Source organism: Streptomyces sp. NPDC059371 (assembly GCF_042751995.1).
Lineage (GTDB): Bacteria > Actinomycetota > Actinomycetes > Streptomycetales > Streptomycetaceae > Streptomyces.
The window spans coordinates 60174-62240 of record NZ_JBHYXD010000010.1 but is presented as its reverse complement, the minus strand read 5'-3'; the positions used below and the strand labels follow the sequence as shown (position 1 = coordinate 62240).

General features: G+C 69.4%; 2 protein-coding genes. Both read right to left on the bottom strand.

The genetic code is table 11. The features are described from left to right. Positions 1-96: 96 nt before the first annotated feature. Positions 97-585: a hypothetical protein gene (locus tag ACFXGX_RS08715; RefSeq protein ID WP_384786729.1), complete on the bottom strand. Its 489-nt coding sequence runs from the start codon at positions 583-585 to the stop codon at positions 97-99. Between the two features lie 113 nt (positions 586-698). Then, positions 699-1961 carry an MFS transporter gene (locus ACFXGX_RS08710; RefSeq protein WP_384786726.1) on the bottom strand — a complete coding sequence of 421 codons (1263 nt, stop codon included), beginning with the start codon at positions 1959-1961 and terminating at the stop codon, positions 699-701. Between the last annotated feature and the right edge of the window lie 106 nt (positions 1962-2067).

Below are 2067 nucleotides of genomic sequence, written 5' to 3'. Positions count from 1 at the left end.
GCCCCCCATCTTGTTCCAGATAAAATATGCACGGGGCCCACCGCTTGGGGGGGGTTATACCGGTCAAACCCCGCCCAATCGCGTCTGTGCCGGGTCCTACTTGGAGGAGAGCTCCTCCAGGCAGAGGGTGAAGTCGTCCTTGCCCGTCTCGGTGTACTCGGCGTACTTGGTGCGGTCGCAGCCGGAGTTGTCCGTCTTCTTCTGCGCGACCTTGTACTTCGCCTTGGCGTCGCCACAGCCCACGACCTTCAGGCCCGGGTCCGTGCTGTTGTCCGGGTTGCTGATGCTCATGCAGTCGCCGACCTTGGCGGTGTCGGGGTCGTGCCGGCTCGCCAGGTAGCCCACGCCGGCGGCTATCACGGCAACGACTACGACGGCGATGCGCAGGTACTGCTTGATGCCGCGCTTCGGGCGCTGCGGCGGGACCGGGGCGAAACCGGCGGCCGGCTGCTGCGGGAACCCGGGCTGACCCGGCTGCTGCGGGTATCCCTGCGGGGGCTGCCCCTGCGCGAACGGGTTGCCACCCTGGGGCGGCTGCCCCTGCGCGTAGGGGTTCTGGCCCTGAGGCGGCGGCGGAGTTGTCACTGGAGTTCCCCCTGGAACGTAGGTGCGTGACGCGAACGTAAGACGCACGTAAGTTATCGGTCCCCTGTGACAACGCAGTAGTCAGAAGTGGCTCTGTGGCATTGATGTGACACTTACTGGAGTTCAAAGCGGGCCATAGCAACCGCAATTGATGCGTAGACCACCGCCACGGTGAGGACGAGGGAAACAGACCGTCCGTCAGAAGGAAGCATCAGCGCGGCGACTGCGGCCGCTCCGACGAACGCGACGTTGAACAGGACGTCGTAGACGGAGAAGATCCGGCCGCGGAAACCGTCGTCCACGGCGGACTGCACGATGGTGTCCGTGGCGATCTTCGCGCCCTGGGTGATCACGCCCAGCACGAAGGCGGCACCCAGGGTGGGTGCGGGGGCGAAGGGCAGACAGAGCACCGGTACCAGGACCGCGGCGGCGCCGGCGCAGACGGCGATCCAACGGCCCGGACCCAGTCGTCCGGCCGCCGAGGGCGTCACCACGGCGGCGACGAAGAAGCCGGCTCCCGAGACGCCCACGGCCAGTCCCAGGAGCGCGAGCCCGTCGTCCGAGCCGGACGCCCACGCGTAGCGGCAGAGCATCAGCACCATGACCGTCAGGGCGCCGTAGCAGAAGCGCATCAGGGTCATGGTCATCAGAGCCCAGGCCGCCTCCCGCCGTGGGAGTTCCGCGAGATGACGAACGCCGCCGGCGAGGCCCCGCGCGGTGCCGGCGAGCGCCGTGCCCACGTACGGGCGGACCAGCTCCTGGTCGGGCCCGAGGAGCTCCGGGGCGATACGCAGCGAGGCGAGGGCCGCGCACAGGTACAGCGCCGCCCCCACGAGGACCACCGCCGCGTCGGAGTCAGCGACGAGCAGTCGTACGGCGAACGCGAGAGCCGCGCCCACGGTGGCCGCGAGCGTTCCGGCGGTCGGTGAGAGCGAGTTGGCCACCACCAGACGGTCCGTGTCGACGACGCGGGGCAGCGCGGCCGACAGCCCGGCCAGGACGAAACGGTTGACGGCCGTGACACAGAGCGCGGAGGTGTAGAAGAGCCAGTCCGGTGCCGGGCTCAGCATCAGGAGGGCCGTCACGGACGCCAGCGCCGCGCGCAGCAGATTGCCGTACAGAAAGACCTGTCGCCGCCGCCATCGGTCCAGCAGGACGCCCGCGAAGGGACCGACGAGGGAGTACGGGAGGAGGAGCACCGCCATCGCGGAGGCGATGGAGGCCGCGGAGGTCTGCTTCTCCGGCGAGAAGACCACGTAGGTGGCCAGCGCGACCTGATAGACGCCGTCGGCGCCCTGGGACAGCAGCCGTACACCGAGGAGGCGTCTGAATCCCTGGAAGCGCAGGAGGACGCGCAGGTCACGCACGACGGCCATGGGTCACACCCTCACATACGAGGAGGGGGGCGCGGCCCGCACGCCCCGCGCCCCCCCACACACACGAGCCCCAACACGGGGAGAGCAGGGGAGCAGCGCGCGCGTT